This is a genomic window from Aminobacterium colombiense DSM 12261, from assembly GCF_000025885.1.
Lineage (GTDB): Bacteria > Synergistota > Synergistia > Synergistales > Aminobacteriaceae > Aminobacterium > Aminobacterium colombiense.
The window spans coordinates 1,317,158-1,335,385 of the sequence record NC_014011.1 but is presented as its reverse complement, the minus strand read 5'-3'; the positions used below and the strand labels follow the sequence as shown (position 1 = coordinate 1,335,385).

The window sequence follows — 18,228 nt, the reverse complement described above, 5'->3', positions numbered from 1 at the left end:
TTTGACAGAACAATTTAGATTTAAGACAAATAAACATGTCTTTTTTAGAAATTACCATTGATTTTGGCGCTGTTGATGTTAAACTGATAGTGGCTTTTATTTGGGCCTGTGCCCTGCCTACCGCTTATTCCAGAAGGCCAAATCTATTTAAATGAAAAGGAAGATTGATGTGTATACGCCGAAGCTCTTGAGTGAATTGAAGCAATACTCTCGCGAGAAGGCTGTTGCCGATCTTTTTGCGGGAATTACTGTTGGCATTGTGGCCCTTCCGCTGGCTATGGCTTTTGCAATTCTAGCGGGTTGCCTCCTGAGAGAGGCTTGTTTACAGCTATTGTAGCAGGTTTTCTGATTTCTGCTCTTGGGGGGAGCAGTGTGCAGATAGGTGGTCCAACCGGTGCTTTTGTAGTGCTTGTATCTGCCGTCGCCACTGAATATGGTTATTCCGGGCTGGCACTTTGCACTCTTATAGCGGGAGTTTTCCTCATATTGTTTGGTGTGTTTCGCATGGGCGGTTTTATTAAATTTATTCCTTTCCCCGTAACTACCGGTTTTACAACGGGCATTGCAGTAGTCATTTTTTCCACTCAGATTTGCGATCTTTTAGGTCTCAATGTTGAAAATGTCCCAGCGGAGTTTTTACTGAAGTGGCAAGTTTATCTGAAGAACCTGGGTTCTTTTGATCCTCAAACTGTGGCAATAGGGTTTGGAACCATTCTTGTAATTGTGATGGTGCGGCGTTTTTGGCCCAAGCTGCCTGCCATGCTCATAGGCATGATTGCAGCAACAGCTCTTGCTTCCGCTCTCCATTTGGATGTGGCGACAATAGGAAGCCGCTTCGGAGATTTGCCCCGCATGTTGCCTGCTCCTTCATTACCAAAGTTCGAACTTGCCCAAATCGGACTTTTAGTGAAACCAGCCTTTACTATTGCCTTGCTGGCGGCAATTGAGTCTCTTTTATCTGCCACAGTAGCTGATGGAATGATAGGCGGGCGCCATAAGCCCAATGCAGAACTTATAGCTCAGGGTGTTGCTAATATTGGCAGCGTTTTATTTGGAGGCATTCCAGCCACTGGCGCCATTGCCAGAACGGCTACAAACGTAAAAAGCGGTGCTAAGACTCCTGTGGCCGGAATCATACATTCCATTGTCCTTGCCCTCCTGCTTTTGCTGTGCGCTCCCATCGCCAAGCTTATTCCTCTTTCGGCTTTAGCGGGCATTCTTGTCGTGGTCAGCTACAACATGAGCGAACTTCATCACTTTGTTTCAATTTTTAAAGGTCCGAAAAGTGATGCTTTTGTCTTGGTTCTGACCTTTGCCCTTACAGTTCTTGTTGACCTGACAGTGGCTGTTCAGGTTGGGGTAGTTATGGCTTCTCTTCTTTTTATCTGGAGAATGTCGGAGATTACCGATGTGAGCATGATTACCAAAGAAGTACGAGGAGAAGAGGATTTTGGAGATGATCCCAATGCCATAGCTTTAAGAAAAGTGCCGGTTGGAGTAGAGGTCTTTGAAGTGAACGGCCCCTTCTTCTTTGGCATGGTTAATGAATTCAAAAATGCCCTGCGCAATCTGGAAAAACCGGTTCCTGTACTTATTATTCGAACAAGAAAGGTTTCAGCAATAGATGCGACAGCTATTCATGTTTTACGAGAGCTTTATCATAGATGCCAGAAAGAAAAAACGCAGCTTATTTTTTCAGGAGTTCAGCCGCAGCCTAGAAGGGCCTTCAGACGATCAGGCTTTATAGAAGAGGTAGGGGCAGAAAATTTTTGCGAGGATATTGATGAGGCCTTAATGCGGGCCCGAGCAGTGCTGGGTCTCGCAAAGGGGTATTAGGTCTAGGAGCAAATTAATTGGTATTTCTCAAATAAATAAGGACAGGTTCGGTAAAAATCAACCGAGCCTGTCCTTATTTAGATCTCCGTTAACAGTATTATTTTTTAAAACTGTATGAGCAAAATTCGCTCGTGCACGGGTTGCTATCACTGATCCATAAGGTTCTCTCCATGAGATTCATTATGATAGAGTATACCGATGCCAGCTGTTTACCCTCTGGATCTCTAGGATCTTCGTGCCTGCATATGGCATCAGGCGCATTTTTGTGGTCTGATAAAAATCTTTGGCACAACTTTTGGTCTACAGAATCAACTTTTTCATTAAGTAGCACATTGATCCTGCCAAGCCTGTGAAAGGTGTCTGGCAATATGACTTTGCCATGGTCTTTTTCTTTACATATGATGTTAGGAGAAAGAAAGTGATTAGTGTGGGCCAGGTATCCCTTTTCTGCGTAGAGCACCCCGAAATCTGAAGGGGCGGATTCAATGTTTATAATTTCCCCCTCAGCAGTCCCTACTAAAAAATTCCCGGAGCTAGCCCGTTCTGCTCTGGCTACAGCTTCGACAGCATCACCTAAAGTGGGGGAACTCATAATCTCTCTCAGCAAAATATGAATAGGGACTCCAGGTTTCCCTTTGCCTGTTGAAAGGGCGTTGAAGCAAACGCCGATACCAGCGGAGTTTAACCCCTTGCCGCTTATAATGCCAGCTTCAGCAATCAATAAAAGTTGTGGCAGAGGTTCTTCCTGTTTAATTTGCAGAATGACTAGTGTATCTCCCTGTCTTCGAATCCAATCCCAGTTTTGACACACGTAAGCAACACCATCTTTTGAAATGGAGGAAGAAACTCCGAAGGCTGTGCACCCATCGAGTGTATTGTCGAGAACAATTTCGCTTCTGGAGTTTAAGGTGACAATGTCGTCAAAATGCAAAATTGCCCCTTCAGCGATGCCTTTCATTTCTTCTATAAGCTGTGGGCTGTATTCTGCTATAAATGGTATGTAGCTTCTGGCTCTTTCTTTCGCCTCCTCCCAGCTCATTCCGGAAAAGGTTTTAAACATAAAAGAGTAATTCGAAATGCTTTTTCGAATAAGATTGGAACATTCTTTTCCGTATATCCTTCCTCTCTCAAAAGGATTTCCCTCGAGCTGTATAAACGGATATCCAGTTTTGGTCATAGGCTGTAACCCCCCCATATAAATAGTGTTTTTATTCCCCCATTTGACAATAATTAATTTGTGGCGTAAATTTATACAAGTTCGTGGTCTGACCTCTTACCACTAACGAAATTTATAAATATAATAGCATTTTTAAAAAAATATTGAAGTTCAAATGTTTTAAAAAGTCATTCACGTATTTGTAGGAGTGGTAGAGATGGGAATTTCTTTTACAAAAATTAATCGACAATCTGTTACAGAAAGTATAGTAGAGGCTTTTAAACAAAAGATACTTAACGGAGAGATTTCTTCTGGAGACAAACTACCCTCCGAAAGAGATTTGGTAGAGAGCTTTGGGGTTAGCAGAGCATCTGTACGAGAGGCGTTGAGAGCTCTCAGGTATATGGGCGTGTTAGAAGTCCACAGCGGAGAGGGGACTTTTCTGACCGAAAACATCTCACTTCTCTCTGATCATTTTAAAATTTCTCTTCTTCTTAAGCAGTGCTCTGTAAGGGAACTTGTAGAAGCGAGAAAAATAATAGAGTGTGAAACAGTATCTCTTGCAACGATAAGATCTTCTAAGGAAGAGAAAGAGGCCTTGAAAAAGCTGCATAAGTACGCGATGACGCTTGTAGACGATGAACAGCCTTTTTTGAAAGCGGATTTTGCTTTTCATGAAAAAATAGCAGAGATGAGCCAGAACATGGTGCTTGTTGAAATGTTGAATGCTACCCGAGATTTAACTCTTTCAGAAAATATGTATGTCATTGAGCGTGAAGGACAAATTAAGCGAGCATTGGATTTTCACTCCTCAATACTCTATTACATTCTTTCTTTTGATGCAGATAACGCACAGAAAGCCATGCTCGCTCATTTGGAAGATATAGAACGTTCTATAAGGGACCTTGTTAGCAGACATTGATCTCAGTTGTTAATGGAGGTGGGACAGGGAAACTTGTATTAGTCGTAGGGTAAAAGAAAAAATGCTGTGATGAAGGAGGGACAATGCTTTTGGCTAATTTCAAGGTTTTCATGACAGATACTATTTTCCCCGACTCAGTCATTGAAGAAGAGGAGTTGGCTAAAATAGGCGCGCAACTTCAAATTTCCTCTGACAAAACATCGTCGGCTTTCATAACTGAAGGGCATGATTGCGATGCAATGCTGGTGGTATACGCACCGGTGGGCGAAGAGGTGATTCGCAAGCTCGATAAGTGCAGGATCATTGTACGAACGGGAATAGGGGTCAACAATATAGATGTGGACGCAGCTACCGAAAAAAAGATTATGGTATGTAATGTCCCTGACTATTGTATAGAAGAGGTCGCAGATCATACCATAGCCTTATTCCTTTCAGGGATAAGAAAGGTTTCCTATCTCAACCAGAAAGTCAAAGGCGGCCAATGGGATGTAACACTCGCGAAGCCGGTTCCCCGTTTGAGAGGGAAAAAATATGGAGTTCTTGGCTGCGGTGCCATAGGCAGAGAAGTAGCCACGAGAGCTCAGGCTTTTGGAATGGATATATACGGGTACGATCCGTACCTCTCTGATGAGAGATTGAGCTCCCTGGGCATTACGCGCGTTGCAAGCATCGAAGAAATTTTTTCAACTGTTGATTTTTTCTCGCTTCATATGCCTCTTACAGAAGAAACACATCATCTTATCAATGAATCAACCCTTTCTCTTATGAAACCTTCTACTTTTTTTGTTAATACTTCGAGAGGGCCTCTTGTAAATCAAAAAGATCTTTATCAGGCTTTAGTTGAAAAGCGTATAGCGGGAGCTGCCCTTGATGTGCTGGAAACAGAGCCTCCTGAGGCACCTTTTGCTCTTGCCGGGCTGGACAACATCATTCTTACCCCTCACGCAGCTTTCTATTCAAATGAGTCTGAAATAGAGTTAAGACGAAAGGCAGCCAAGGAAATAGTAAGAGCATTGACAGGCAATAATCCCAAAAACTGGGTAAATAAATTTTAATCATACTTTTTATGAGGAGGAGCTAAGACTATGACAGTAAAATTCAACAATTCTCCCACTCCTTGGAAGACAGATCTATGGTACACGAGCCCCTGGAACTTTTCAGAAGAGGCAAGGAAGGGGTTCGACTTTTCTAAGAAAATTCAGTTTCATGATGTTTCCCTTCGTGACGGTGAACAGCAATCAGGGCTCATCTTCACTAAAGATCAAAAAGTTGCTTTAGCTGAAAAGCTGGCAGAAGTAGGTATTCACAGAATAGAAGCTGGTATGCCCGCAGTTTCAGATCAAGATGAAGGGGCAATCAAAGAGATAGTTAGGCGCAACCTTGGTCCAGAAATCTTTGCTTTCGCCCGCTGTATGAAAGATGATGTGAAAAGAGCTCTTGATTGTGGTGTTAAGAGCATTGTCATGGAAGTTCCGACAAGTGATCATCTGTTGAAATATGCCTATAGGTGGGAAGTTCAGAAGGCTATAGACGTATCCATAGAGTCCACCCTCTATGCTCGTGATAATGGGATGTACGTTTCTTTCTTCACTATAGATGGAACAAGAACAGGCATCGATGAGTACCTCGATTTGATAGAGCTCATTGCAGAAAATGGCCATATGGACGAACTCACAGTAGTAGATACTATGGGTGGGCTTATGCCCCAGGCCGTCCCCTTCCTTATAAAGAAAGTAAAAGAGCGAATTTCAGATAAACCCATAGGCATCCATTTTCATGATGATTTTGGCCTTGGTGCAGCGAATACCCTTGCCGGCCTTGCAGCTGGAGCAGATATTGCCCATACAACTATCTCCGGCATCGGAGAGCGGGCGGGGAACGCTCCTTACGAAGATGTGGCTCTCTCCCTTCTGACCATGTACGGAGTGGATACAGGTTTGAAGTACAATAAATTCTATCCACTTTCTCAATATCTCCAGAGTATTTCTGGTCTTAAAGTTCGTCAGAACAGGGGAATCGTAGGCGAAAATGTGTCTGACATTGAATCAGGAATTGTGGCGGGATGGTTTAAAAATGCCAATGATGAGGCTCCCCTTGAGCTTTCTCCTTATCTCTACAGTTTGACAGGACATCCAGACGCAAAGGTTACTATTGGAAAGATGAGCGGCATTCCAACTGTTGACATCTATCTTGATAAATTGGGACTCGATGTAAAAGACGCTGATGTGAAGCTGGAAATAGTTAATGCCATAAAAGCAAAAGCTTTCGAAAAGAGCGCTCTTTTGACTGAGCAGGAGTTTGAGGAAATAGCACGGAACATTATTGATAAGGCGTAATAGCACGGTAATAGCACGGTACAAAGGACTACGTTTTTACTATTTCTTGGAGGTGGAGGAAGTAATGTTTAAAAAAGGGATTAGTATGTTGTCAGTCTTAGTACTTGTTATTTGCGTATGTGTTTTTGCAGTGGGTACAGCTGCAGAGGCAGCTAAAACAATCACTATCAAATTTGCCCACAACGGTAATACTATTCCGGAAGATCCCCAGAATATCGCTTGTGCAAAGTTTAAGGAAATGGTAGAGGAAAAGTCAGGCGGAACCCTTAAGGTAGAGCTTTACCCTGCAGGCCAGCTTGGCGACGCCAGAACCATAGTTGAAGGCGTGCAAATGGGAACCATTGAGATCGGTGACATTGAGAATGGCCCTATGGGGCGTTTTGTTCCAGAAGCAATGCTTTGGGATTTACCCTTTATATTCCGTGATATAGACCATGCCCATAAGGTGCTCGATGGCGAACTTGGCCAGATGGTACAGGAGAAATATGTAGGCGTAGGCATTAGACACCTTGCCTACAATGACGGCGGTTTCAGATATTTTACAAACAATGCAAGACCTATTAACACCATGGCTGACATTAAAGGACTCAAGATTCGTGTTATGGAAAGCAAGGTCATGATAGATACTCTTGCTGCTTTTGGCGCATCTCCCGTGCCCATGGCTTTTGGAGAACTCTATACGGCTCTTCAGCAAGGTGTTGTTGATGGACAGGAAAACCCTCTTAACCTTATTTTCAGCCAGAGATTCTATGAAGTACAGAAATATCTTTCTCTGAGCGGCCACTTCTATTACCCAAGGCAGTATATTGCTTCCGAAAATTGGTGGAAAACTCTGAGCGACGAACATAAGAAAATTATTGCCGAGAGTGCAAAGATCGCATGTGACATTCAGAGAGAAGAGCTGGCAAAGTATGAAGTAGCCATGAGAACGGTATTGAAAGAAAAAGGCATGGAGATCAATGAAGTTGATAAAACCGATTTCATCGAGACAGCCCAGACGAAACTGTACCCCTCCTATTACAGTGTTGTAGGGGGCGGGGATGAAGCTTACGGCAAAGAGCTTATAGAAAAGATCAACAACACGAAGTAAAACATTTCACTTATAGGGGGCTGTCGTTACTGTGTCAGTCCCCTGATTTCTAATTAACCGCGCTTTTATTTACTGTATCTAAAATGGTTGTCAAAACAATGTTCCTGAATATTACGAGGTGGTTTCCCATGTCTCATAGAGAACAAAGGCTCCCTTTTAGCATGAGTTACCTAGTGAAATGGTTTCTCGCCATTCTTATGATTGGCATCACCTTTTTGACCTTTTACCAAGTTGTTATGCGTTATGTTTTTAATAATGCTCCATCATGGGCAGAAGAATTAGTCCGGTTTTTGTTTATATGGTGTACTTTCATAGCAGCAGCTATTGGTATAGAAGAAAAAATTCATATAGGAATAGATGTAGTAGTTAACCTTCTTCCCTCTAAAATACAGAAAAGTGTAGAGATTCTTGTATATGCGGCCCTTATAGTCTTTTCCGGCTACCTCATTTACTACGGCTGGAAAATATCTCTAACAACGAAGAATCAGCCATCCCCTGCTCTGGGACTGCCTATGTTCTGGGTGTATCTTTCCATTCCTGTTGCAGGTTGTTTAAATATTTATTACTGTCTAAAACAAATGCGCAAAAACTTCAGTCAAATTGTCGAGTAGAGGGAGGGGAAAACCTTGTTATCTGCTTTAATTATTTCGCTTGTTGTTTGTTTCATTGCCAATGTCCCAATAGGTTTTTCTTTGGGGATAGCATCCTTGGCGAGTCTCATAGCTTCTGGAAGTATGCCCATAGTGCTTATTCCCCAGAGAATGGTAGCCGGAGCGAATTCCTTCCCCTTGTTAGCCATCCCTTTCTTTATGTTAGCTGGCGCCATAATGGAGCGAGGTGGCGTGTCAAAGCGCATAGTATCTCTCGCTAGCACTTTGGTTGGACACATTACGGGAGGATTGGCAGCCGTTTCCATCGTGGCCTGTACTTTTTTTGCTGCTATTTCCGGGTCTACGCCAGCTACCGCCGCTGCTGTGGGTAGCTTGACGATTCCGGAAATGGAGAAGCGGGGATATGATAAATCTTACGCTTCAGCGGTAGTGGCGGCAGCTGCTTGTCTTGGAGTTATTATTCCTCCAAGTATCACTATGGTCGTTTTTGGCACAGTGGCGAATGTTTCAGTAGGACAGCTTTTAATAGGAGGAATTATTCCAGGAATCTTTCTTTCCCTTCTTTTATTAGGTATGAACAGAATTCAGTCAAAAAGGCTAGGGTACCCTACGGAAGAAAAGAAATCATGGACCGAAAGAAAAATCTCTTTTGTAGAAGCCATCTGGGGGCTTTTAATGCCTGTTATTATTCTTGGCGGCATTATGACGGGTATCTTTACTCCAACTGAATCCGCAGCTATAGCAGTTGTTTATGGCCTATTTGTCAGTTGCTTCATATACAAAGAGCTGACATGGAAAGATATTATGCCTATTTTTTATAAAGCCGCTCTCAATTCTGCAATGATCATGATTCTGATTGCCGCAGCCAACCCTTTTGGGTGGCTAATGACGATTAAACAAGTTCCACAGCTTTTTTCATCGGCTATTCTTGGTTTCTCTACTAACCCCATAGTAATTTATGCGTTAATGCTCATAATCTATCTTATCCTCGGAACATTTATGGAAACGGCAGCAATTATACTCCTTGTGGTTCCTATATTTGCACCTATTGCTTCTCAGCTGGGTTTCGATATGGTTCAATTCGGTGTCGTTACAGTTATTTCGCTGGCTATTGGAATGGCAACTCCGCCTGTTGGCATCTCTCTTTTTGCCACTTGTGCGATTAGTGATATTTCTATAGGTCAGATTACAGTAAAAGTCATTCCATTTTTACTTGTTTTAGTTTTAGGGCTTTTTATTTTGGCCTATGTTCCGGCGATTACTACCTTTTTACCGAGCCTTCTTTTTTAAAGGGTGTTAGAAAAGAAATCTGGAAAATATAAAGAAGGGGGGACGAAAGACTTGTTATTAAAATATGGAAAGGGTTCTCTGTGTTTAAACATGGAGGAACTTGTTCAAGCTAACATCATTACCGCCAATGAACGGCCAGGCGTAAAATCTCCAATTCAATTAGTGCGTGAGAGACTTAAGGCTCCTTTGGGAACCCTGCCTCTTTCCCATATTGTGCGAAACAAAAAGCCTGAAAAGGTTGTTATTGTGGTAAATGATCTTACCCGGCCCACTCCAAATGACATACTTCTTCCCCCTATTCTTGAAACACTCCACAGAGAAGGTGTGAAAGAAGACCAGGTCACTTTTTTGGTAGCTACGGGGATACACGAACCGCACACCGTTGAGCAGAACAAACAAATATTCGGAGAAAACCTTGTTGAAAGGTACCGTTTTATTTCTCATGATTGTGACAGCGAAAATGTAAAAAACCTTGGAGCGACGTCTTACGGCACTCCTATTTTCATCAATAGCGAGGTTTTTGAAGCAGATCTTCTTATTTCAGTTGGCGTAATTCTTCCCCATTATTTTGCAGGTTTTTCAGGAGGGAGAAAATCCATTCTGCCAGGAGTGGCTTCAAGGGAAACGATAGAATTAAATCATTCTAGAATGGTGGAACTGCTCGATTCCATGCCGCCGTTGGAAACAAACCCCCTTAGCATTGAAATGGTGGAAGGGGCTCGTTTGGCAGGTCTGGATTTTATTGTTAATGTAGTTCCAAACAGCCAAAAAGAAATAGTTGAAGTAGTTGCGGGAGACTTTGAAAAAGCATGGCTTGAAGGCGTAAAAATTTCTGCGGAAATGTACGAGATTCCATTGCCAGAGGAAGTAGATGTGACATTTGTTTCTTGCGGGGGTTTCCCCAGGGACATAAACATGTACCAGGCACAAAAGGCTCTGGACCATGCAGACCGCATCACAAAAAAGGGCGGAACGATCGTTTTGTTAGCGGAATGTCCCATGGGGTTCGGAGAAGAAACCTTTGAAAATTTTCTGAGGATGTCTCGTACGCCAATGGAAGTAATAGAGAAAATACGTCAAAAATTTGTTTTAGGCGGTCACAAGGCGTTTGGTATTGCCCGCGTTGCTTTGAATAAGGAGATTTTGCTGATTTCCAATTTTGATCAGCAGCAAACAGCCATGTTATTTGCTCAAAAAGTCAATGACCTCGACGAAGCTCTTTCATTCGTAAAAAACAAACATGGATTTTCTTTTAGCAGTGTGGTTATGCCTGTGGGGAGTCTTACTGTCCCTATGATTGGAGTGTTGTAGCTTTATTACTATCACTCCGCACTGGTTTACGCCATTATTAAAGAGCTGGAGTAGCCTTCTATGATTTTCGTTTCACCAGAAGACTCCATCCTTTTTTGCTGAGGAGCTATAAACTCTTTAAAGTTTTTTTCCAAGATGGTTTATGTTGTTCCCGCGTTCCAGAAACCCTCAGGGAGAATACTCTCCCGGTTGCAAACCTGAATACATCCTTGCCGATAATGAGACGGCATATCTGGAAAACTGTTTGATGTCAAAGCAGCCGCCAACTCCTAAACGTCAATGCTTCCGCATGCGCAATCCCAATAAAATTCCTGAGTAAATTAGTAGTGTAATCCCTCTTATATACGCTTCTTGGCTCTGCAAGACTTCATCAACTTGACAACGAGATCGTACATAATGTACAATATTCCACGTTGAACGCAGCACTGTGAGAAATTTATAACAAAGGAATCTAAAAATATCCCCAAAAAACGATTTTATTTAAAAAACTATTTAATTAAGGAGGAGTTCATATGTGGAAAAATATCGCTTTTGTGACGCCTGACATTGCTTTTGGCATAGATTCCGTCAACAGTGTCGCAGAAAAAGTGAAAAGTCTTAATGGTAAAAGGGTTCTCGTTGTAACGGGGCCATCAGTAAAATCAGCAGGGATTCTTGATAAGGTGCTTGCCCCAATTAAAAGTGAAAAAATCGATTATGATGTGAACGTGCTCCAACGTTCCACAACAGAGCCAACTACAGATTTGGCAGAGGCTGTTGCAAAGATAGTTTCAGACGGCGGCTTCGATGTGGTTATCGGCGTAGGCGGCGGTAGTATTCTTGATGTAGCTAAAATGTCCTCAGCCCTTACGACGAATCCAGGAAAAACAAGAGAGTATTTTGGACGGAACAAAGTAAAGCACAAAGGGCGCCCCACTATTATGATTCCAACAACCGCAGGAACAGGGTCTGAAATCACGAAGCACGCTATATTTTTAGACCAGGAGAACAATGTAAAAAAAGCAGTAGCTTCCGATGCTCTTCTTCCTAACGTAGCAATTGTTGACCCGATGCTTACAGTATCTAGCCCCCGTAATGTCACTAGTGCCTCCGGATTTGATGCCTGGCTTCATGCTGCAGAACCCTTTGTTTCCAAGAGAACCAATCCTATTACAGATGCACTGGCTCTTGAAGCGGTGCGTATTATCACAAAATCCCTTGGCGTTGCTTGGTCAGATCCTAATGATATAGATGCGCGCTACCAGATGTCTCTCGGTTCCCTTATGGCGGGCATGGTATTAAATAATGCCGGGACAAGCCTGGTACACGCTCTGGCCTATCCCATCGGCGGAGAGTACCACGTGGTTCATGGTGTTTCATTAAGCGTTTTGCTTACCTCCTGCTTTAATGCCATTTCTGCCTCTAAGGGAAGGCGTCTTATGCTTCTCGCAGAAGCTATGGGCGAAAATATGGAAGGGCTTTCTGTTCGAGAGGGAGTAGAAGTTGCCCTGGATGCAATGGCTGCCTTTATGAAGAGTGTGGAAATGCCCATTAGCTTAACGGAGGTGGGTATTACAGATCGCACCGCAGTAGGAAGATGGGCAGAGGCAGGCTGGCAGGAGCGTCGTCTTTTGGGTCGATGTGCACGCGATTTGACTGTTGAGGATATTGCCAAGATATACACAGAGGCCTTTGACGCTCGTATTTAAGTAAAAAACTTAAATGATAAGGAGTAATAAAATGGGGACACAGCAGATTCCTGAGATTTTGCAAATTGCACGCCGCATTACAGATGTTACTCGAGAGAAGATCCTTGATGGCGAAATAGAGGAGGGCCAGCGCCTTACAGAATCGTTTTTGGCAGATATGTTTGGGGTAAGCAGGTCACCAATCAGAGAAGCGTTGAGAATGTTGGCCCATGAGGGGTTTGTTGAACTTTTACCCTATCGTGGCGCAAGGGTTTCTGTAATACGCCTTAAAAATGTTCATGAACATTATCAGCTCAAAGCCATGCTGGATGGCTACGGTTGTTATGCAGCAGCTCAGAAGCTCACTGAAGAGGATTTTGCGACTCTAGCCAATAACATCGAAGAATCCCGTTGTTACATCGAAGAAGGTGACTTTGAGGGGATGGTTTCTGCCAATACGGCCTTCCATAGCCTGATTATAGAGTCAATAGATAACAGCCTTTTATCTCAATACTACAACAGCATTTCACAAAATCTCAGGAGATATGCGGAACTTTCCCTTGGCAACATTGATCGATGGGGAGATGTGATAGATGGCCATAAGGCTATTTATGATGCATTGCTCAATAAGGATGCAGTCGGAGCGTTTGAAGCGGCAAACAAGCATGCCTTTGAAGCCATGGATCGCGTTACACATCAGATCGGCAAGAAAAATAAATAAATTGTTGTTTTAGTGCTCTTTTGCGCACAACGATGTGTGCAAACGTTTTTGGAAAAACATAAGAAGAGGAGAACGATATGACGCGTATTACCTTGATACCAGGGGATGGAATAGGCCCAGAAGTAGTTAATGCAGCCCGCCAAGTCGTTGATGCCCTCAAGCTGGGGATAGAGTGGGAAGAAGTTGCAGCCGGACAGGTAGCAGTGCCGGAATACGGCGAACCGGTTCCCGAAAAAGCCCTGGAGTCTATTCGTCGCAACAAGGTTGCACTTAAGGGTCCCCTTACAAACATTGTGGGGGAGGGATTTAGAAGCCCCAACGTAACGTTAAGAGTCAAGTTGGATCTTTACGCCAACATCCGCCACGCCAAGTACTACGAAGGCGTACGTTCCAACTTTAAAGATCTCGACCTTATCGTTGTACGTGAAAGCACGGAAGACACCTATGCCGGGCAAGAACAGATGCTTAGTGACGACGTAGCTGTAGCCCTGAAATTCATAACAAAAAAAGGCTCGGAGCGGGTAGTTCGTAAGGCTTTTGAGTATGCCATCGCCAATGGGCGAAAAAAAGTAACGGCTTCAGTAAAACCCAATATCTTAAAACTTACTGATGGTCTTTTTCTGAAGACAGCCAGAGAAGTTGCGAAAGATTATCCTCAAATCGAATTCGACGAGGTAATCATTGATGCTCTGTGTATGAGATTGGTACTAATGCCGGAAGCATTTGATGTCATGGTTATGCCCAATGTCTACGGCGACATGGTTTCCGACCTTACAGCAGGTCTTGTGGGTGGCCTTGGTGTGGGGCCAGGAGTGAACTACGGAGATGATATCGCTGTCTTTGAGTCTGTGCATGGGAGTGTTCCCAAATATGCCGGTCAAGACAGAATCAATCCAACCGCTATGATTCTTTCTGCTTGTCTCATGCTTCGCCATCTTGGTTATAGCGAAGGAGCAGACCGAGTGGAGAATGCAGTGGCCACCGTAATAAGGGAAGGCAAGGTTGTAACCCGAGATCTTGGTGGAACTGCGAAAACATCAGAGATGACACAGGCCATAATCCACGCATTGTAATCTGTGATCTAGCCGACATTTAAGATACCGATTAGGAGGTTTGAGCATGCGTTTAGTAACTTTCCAGAAATGTAATACCAACAGACTAGGTGCGCTTGTGGGAGACAAAGTTATCGATCTTAATCTTGCCTACGCCAAACAGCTGTGCAAAGAAGGAGATCCCACTCCCCAGGTAGTAGCGGACGCCCTTTTGCCGTCAGATATGAAGCGTTTTCTCACGAGAGAAGAGAGGGGTATGGATCTTGCCCGTAAAGTGCTTGAGGGCACCATAGATGATAAGGCGGTTTTTGAGCGTTCTGAAGTAAAGCTTATGGCACCTATCACTGATCCAGGAAAAATAATTTGCCTTTCCCACAACTATGTAGATTTTATCGAAGAGACAGGTGTTCCCACACCTGCAGCGCCAAGAATTTTCTCAAAGTATCAGAACAGTGTGTGTGGTCCAGAAGATTGCATTATTAAACCAGATGCCACAGATGAGCTTGGCTATGAAGTTGAAGTGGCCTTTGTGGTCGGCAAACCTGCTCGTTATGTATCTGAGGAAGATGCTTATGACTATATTGCAGGATACACCATCTTCAATGACGTTTCGGCCAGTGATATTACCACCCTCGACAAACAGGTCTTAAGAGGAAAAACCTTTGATACTTTCGCCCCCATGGGGCCTACCCTTGTCACACCAGATGAAGTAGCTGATCCTATGGATCTGAACTTTAAACTCTGGGTAAATGACAAGCAGCTGCAGAGTTCCAATACTAAGAATTTGCTCTATGGAATTCCCAAACTTGTAGCTTTCCTTTCTGAGGTTTTCACCCTTGAACCAGGCGATGTGGTCGCAACTGGAACCCCTGGCGGAATTGCTAAGTTCAGCAAGAATCCCACCCACATGTTCCCCGGCGATGTTTGCCGTATAGAATGCGATGTCCTTGGCGTTCTTGAAAACAAGATTGTTGCGGAGAAAAGATAGGATTAACCGAATAAGATCATTTAGCTTGTTCCCCTGGCTACTATGAAAGCTTTTAGGCTTCTAAATAACTAAGGAGGGAATAAAGAATGGTAAAGAAAAGAGCGTTTGTCGCTGTATTGGTTATGTTTGTTTTTTCCCTGATGTTCGCTGTTTGCGTTGAACCTGCCATGGCAGCTGGAAAGTCAAATTATCCCAGTAAGCCGATAAAGTGGATAGTAATGTGGCAAGCAGGGGGCGGTGGAGACACTGCTAGCAGAATCTATACGAAGTATCTGGAGCAGATTCTTGGACAGAAGATTGTTGTGGAAAACATCACTGGTGGTGGCGGAAGTATAGGATACGCCGCAGCCAAAAATGCCAGACCTGATGGATATACCCTCGTTGTTGTCCAGGGAGATTTACCCAAGTATAAGCCAATGAACCTCGCTCCCCTTGATATCAGTGATTTCGATGTTATAGGAAGTTTCTGCTATCAGTCTCCTGTTCTAGTGGCACAGAGCAAATCACACTGGAACACAGCAATGGACTTCGCTGAAGAAGCAAAGAAGAATCCTGACAAGATGACCATGGGTGTTTCTGATATAGGCGGAAGCCACCATCAGCCGCTGTTGTTGTGGATGGATCAGGCTGGATTCAGCGCCAAAGCCATAGCGCATGACGGCTCTCCAGCAATGAACGCTGCAATACTGGGTGGACATGTGGATGTAGTCAGCTCTTACATTAGACCCGCCATTCCCTACGTTAATGATGGTGTACTGAAGTTTATCGGTTATTTTGGCAGCGAAAGACACCCTGACTTCCCTGACGTTCCGACATTTAAAGAGCTTGGTTATGACATCGTATGGGAAATTCCTTACGGCATCGGCGGTCCCAAGGGACTTCCTGAGGACGTAAAAAAAATTCTTGAAGAAGCCAACAAGAAGGTATGGGAAATTCCTGAGTTCAGAGCAGAGCTTGAAAAGCTGGGACAGTCTGTTTACAAAAAGGATAGTGCGGCATACACAGAGCATCTCTACAAGATGCAGGAAAACATAACCAAGGCTTTAAGTTTGATGCAGAGCAAGTAGCCTTTGACAATAAGCAGTTACAAAAGGGGATTCGATGATTAAAAATGATCTCTTTTAGTACGTAAACCTATATAGGCCTGCCTGGCCTTGGCAGAGGTATAGGCAGGCCTACTTGGTAAGAATGAGGTGTTACCATGACTATTATCGCGGAGTGGGCTGTAGCTCTTTTAACATTCTTTGTAAGTTTGATATTTTTTGTGCAGACATTTAGTTTTCCTGTTATTAACGCAGATCCGGGCGGTCTCGCTCTTTTTCCGAGAGTTTTTTCCATTTTTACAGGATCTGGGGCACTCCTTCTTATGATATCACTTTTCAAAAATAATGGCGGATTCTCTTTTGTTTTAGATAGCTTAAGCAAGCTAAACGTGGTCTGGAAAAAAGATGCTTTAGATGAAGAATCGATTCTAATTCGTAATACAGCCTACGCTTTTTTACTTTGCTTAATATATCCGGCTCTTATTATCACCATAGGTTTTTTGCCTTCAACGATCATTTTCATATTCCTCATAATGAGAGTGCTTGGCAGCAAGATGTTAAATAGTACTTTATTTAGCGTCGCTTTAGGTGGCGGCTTGTATTACATCTTCGCCATTGTCGTAGGGGTTTACCTTCCAACAGGCAAGCTTTGGGAATATTTTTTGAATTGATCTAAGAAGAGAGGTTTTTAAAAATGGATGGCATGATCACACAGGCTTTAGGGATAATATTTCAACCAACCCAAATTTTACTTCTTGTTGGATCGGTGTTTTCCGGCATAATGGTCGGTGCTGCTCCAGGTCTTACTTCGACCATAGCTATCGGATTGTTGATTCCATTAACATTTACGATGTCAAAATATTCGGCTTTCATTATGATGTGCGGCATCTATTGCGGCAGCATATATGGAGGATCCATAACGGCTATTCTAATGAACATTCCAGGAACACCGACAGCGGCCGTGACAGCGATGGAAGGGTGGCCTATGACCCAAAAAGGCGAGGGTGGCACCGCATTAGGGTTAGCTACATATAGTTCATCTTTTGGTGGAATTTTCAGTTGTATTATCCTCATTTTTCTTTCGTTAAAGTTGGCACGGATTGCGACTCTTTTTGCAGGACCGGAGTATTTTTCTCTTTGTCTTCTCGCCATAATAGTAGTATTTACCATGTCATGTAAATCGGTTCTCAAAGGTTTTATTGCAGCGTCCTTCGGTTTGCTGCTTTCTACAGTTGGGCTAGACTTAATCTGTCCTTTCCCAAGATTTACCTTCGGCATTCAAGAACTCACTATAGGTATTCCTGAGGTTCCGGCAACTATAGGGTTATTATGTGTTGCAGAAGCATTCAGAATGGTGGGGCGCCCCGCTGCTTCTAATATTGTAAGGTATAAAGTGACAGGAGTTTTCTCTGCGTACAAATACTTGCCTAAAATGTGGTTTAATATTTTGAGATCCAGTATTATTGGAACAGTAATTGGCATACTGCCGGGGCTGGGAGCAACCATGGCTTCTTTTATGGCTTATGGTGAGGCTAAAAGGGCTTCTAAAAATCCCGAGGAGTTTTGCAAAGGCTCTAAGGAAGGTGTTGTGGCAAGCGAAAGCGCAAATAATTCTGTAACAGGTGGTGCCTTGGTCCCCATGCTAACACTGGGAATTCCAGGTGATTCCAATACCCTGATGATGATGGGTGCTATGCTGATCCACGGATTGGTCCCAGGACCAAGCCTGTTTCGTGACCAGCTGGATTTGGTTTACGTTATCTTTTTAGCGATGATGATCTCTAATGTGTTGCTTTTGTTGATGGGGTTGTTTTTAGCTAATTTTATAGGCAAGCTAGCCACGATGGTGGATAACAAATATATGATCCCCTTTGTTTTAGTCCTCTCAATAGTAGGTCCCTCTATAAGCTACGGTCACGTTTACTATTTCTGGCTCTCCATTGTTTTCGGACTCATTGGTTACTTTTTTGAAAAAGGCGGTTTCCCTGTTCTATCAGTGGCAATGGCCCTGGTTTTAGGTCCAATTATGGAAAAAAGCCTACGAGCATCTTTGATGTTGCCAGATGCTGGTATAAAGATATTTTTTACCAGACCTTATTCTCTGGCCTTTATAGTAACGGCTATCCTATTCTTAGTATTTAGTGTGAGACGAGAAATAAAAAGTAGGAGATGTGAAGCAGCTTGATGGGTTCTTTCCATTATTAC

16 protein-coding genes and 1 pseudogene are annotated in these 18,228 nt (G+C 43.3%); 16 read left to right on the top strand and 1 reads right to left on the bottom strand.

Features of this window, described 5'->3' with window-relative positions; translation table 11 throughout:
• Positions 1-151 precede the first annotated feature (151 nt).
• Together AMICO_RS10430 and AMICO_RS10425 are read left to right on the top strand one after the other, a co-directional pair.
• Positions 152-1,251: pseudogene (locus AMICO_RS10430) on the top strand (SulP family inorganic anion transporter); the annotation flags it as partial.
• Positions 1,240-1,836, top strand: a complete 597-nt coding sequence (locus AMICO_RS10425) for a SulP family inorganic anion transporter (protein WP_420794733.1) — start codon at positions 1,240-1,242, stop codon at positions 1,834-1,836. The pseudogene AMICO_RS10430 and the gene AMICO_RS10425, both read left to right, overlap by 12 nt.
• Before the next feature lie 97 nt (positions 1,837-1,933).
• On the opposite strand, the gene AMICO_RS06680 is transcribed toward AMICO_RS10425, so the two are convergent.
• Positions 1,934-3,013, bottom strand: a complete 1,080-nt coding sequence (locus AMICO_RS06680; RefSeq protein WP_013048693.1) for a C45 family autoproteolytic acyltransferase/hydrolase — start codon at positions 3,011-3,013, stop codon at positions 1,934-1,936.
• A gap of 196 nt (positions 3,014-3,209) precedes the next feature.
• Here AMICO_RS06680 and AMICO_RS06675 point away from each other — a divergent pair, with 196 nt between their 5' ends.
• From AMICO_RS06675 to AMICO_RS06610, 14 genes are all read left to right on the top strand, one after another.
• Positions 3,210-3,914, top strand: coding sequence for a FadR/GntR family transcriptional regulator (locus AMICO_RS06675; protein WP_013048692.1), 705 nt, complete (start codon positions 3,210-3,212; stop codon positions 3,912-3,914).
• A gap of 89 nt (positions 3,915-4,003) precedes the next feature.
• Positions 4,004-4,969, top strand: coding sequence for a C-terminal binding protein (locus tag AMICO_RS06670; RefSeq protein WP_083775829.1), 966 nt, complete (start codon positions 4,004-4,006; stop codon positions 4,967-4,969).
• Positions 4,970-4,999: 30 nt separating this feature from the next.
• A complete protein-coding gene (locus AMICO_RS06665) occupies positions 5,000-6,250 on the top strand; it encodes a LeuA family protein (RefSeq protein ID WP_013048690.1) in 1,251 nt (416 codons plus the stop codon).
• Positions 6,251-6,314: 64 nt separating this feature from the next.
• Positions 6,315-7,340, top strand: a complete 1,026-nt coding sequence (locus tag AMICO_RS06660; protein ID WP_013048689.1) for a TRAP transporter substrate-binding protein — start codon at positions 6,315-6,317, stop codon at positions 7,338-7,340.
• Positions 7,341-7,468: 128 nt separating this feature from the next.
• Entirely contained in the window at positions 7,469-7,951 is a 483-nt protein-coding gene (locus AMICO_RS06655) for a TRAP transporter small permease (RefSeq protein ID WP_013048688.1), read from the top strand.
• 15 nt (positions 7,952-7,966) lie between these two features.
• A complete protein-coding gene (locus AMICO_RS06650; RefSeq protein WP_013048687.1) occupies positions 7,967-9,241 on the top strand; it encodes a TRAP transporter large permease in 1,275 nt (424 codons plus the stop codon).
• A 51-nt stretch (positions 9,242-9,292) separates the two neighbouring features.
• Positions 9,293-10,552: a nickel-dependent malate racemase, LarAH6 family gene (larAH6, locus tag AMICO_RS06645; RefSeq protein WP_013048686.1), complete on the top strand. Its 1,260-nt coding sequence runs from the start codon at positions 9,293-9,295 to the stop codon at positions 10,550-10,552.
• Between the two features lie 512 nt (positions 10,553-11,064).
• The gene (locus AMICO_RS06640) at positions 11,065-12,240 is read left to right on the top strand and encodes an iron-containing alcohol dehydrogenase (protein WP_013048685.1); all 1,176 of its coding nucleotides are present in this window, start codon (positions 11,065-11,067) and stop codon (positions 12,238-12,240) included.
• A gap of 31 nt (positions 12,241-12,271) precedes the next feature.
• A complete protein-coding gene (locus AMICO_RS06635; protein ID WP_013048684.1) occupies positions 12,272-12,940 on the top strand; it encodes a GntR family transcriptional regulator in 669 nt (222 codons plus the stop codon).
• A 77-nt stretch (positions 12,941-13,017) separates the two neighbouring features.
• Positions 13,018-14,013: an isocitrate/isopropylmalate dehydrogenase family protein gene (locus AMICO_RS06630; protein ID WP_013048683.1), complete on the top strand. Its 996-nt coding sequence runs from the start codon at positions 13,018-13,020 to the stop codon at positions 14,011-14,013.
• A gap of 46 nt (positions 14,014-14,059) precedes the next feature.
• Positions 14,060-14,980: a fumarylacetoacetate hydrolase family protein gene (locus tag AMICO_RS06625; RefSeq protein WP_013048682.1), complete on the top strand. Its 921-nt coding sequence runs from the start codon at positions 14,060-14,062 to the stop codon at positions 14,978-14,980.
• Positions 14,981-15,066: 86 nt separating this feature from the next.
• Positions 15,067-16,047, top strand: a complete 981-nt coding sequence (locus tag AMICO_RS06620; RefSeq protein ID WP_013048681.1) for a tripartite tricarboxylate transporter substrate binding protein — start codon at positions 15,067-15,069, stop codon at positions 16,045-16,047.
• A gap of 134 nt (positions 16,048-16,181) precedes the next feature.
• Positions 16,182-16,694, top strand: coding sequence for a tripartite tricarboxylate transporter TctB family protein (locus tag AMICO_RS06615; RefSeq protein WP_013048680.1), 513 nt, complete (start codon positions 16,182-16,184; stop codon positions 16,692-16,694).
• Positions 16,695-16,717: 23 nt separating this feature from the next.
• Positions 16,718-18,208 (top strand): tripartite tricarboxylate transporter permease, encoded by a 1,491-nt coding sequence (locus AMICO_RS06610; RefSeq protein ID WP_013048679.1) that lies wholly within the window; start codon positions 16,718-16,720, stop codon positions 18,206-18,208.
• Positions 18,209-18,228: the final 20 nt, after the last annotated feature.